At 67.8% G+C, this 485-nt stretch carries 1 protein-coding gene; it reads right to left on the reverse strand.

Annotated features, from left to right (window positions below):
- The coding region (locus tag HWX25_RS32975) for an amidohydrolase family protein (RefSeq protein ID WP_175912780.1) at window positions 1–485 on the reverse strand (485 nt) is incomplete at both ends.

A 485-nucleotide genomic window follows, 5' to 3' on the forward strand; every position in this document is an offset into this window, starting at 1 on the left:
TCGAAGTCGGCGGCCGAGAACACCAGCATCTCGCCTGCGCCGTTGTGGCGGAAGTAGTCGCTGCCGTCGTGATAGGTGACGGACTGGGTCCAGTTCACGAAGTCCTCCTTCTCGGCCTTGGGCTTCTGCGTGAACAGGTTGTAGGCGATGCGCACCGTCATCTGGCCGGCGTCGTGCAGCTTGCGGATCACCTCGTAGTCGTCGGGGTAGTTCTGCGAGCCGCCGCCGGCGTCGATCGCGCCCGTCACGCCCAGGCGGTTCAGCTCGCGCATGAAGTGGCGCGTCGAGTTGGCCTGGTATTCCTCGGGCAGCTTGGGACCCTTGGCCAGCGTCGCGTAGAGGATGGTCGCGTTGGGGTTGGCCAGCAGCAGGCCGGTGGGGTTGCCGGCCGCGTCGCGCAGGATGGTGCCGCCTGGCGGCTCGGGCGTGTCCCTGGTATAGCCGACCACGCGCAGCGCGGCCGCGTTCAGCAGCGCGCGATCGTA

The sequence above is a fragment of the Burkholderia sp. BCC1640 genome (assembly GCF_902833125.1).
GTDB classification, from domain to species: Bacteria; Pseudomonadota; Gammaproteobacteria; order Burkholderiales; family Burkholderiaceae; genus Burkholderia; species Burkholderia diffusa.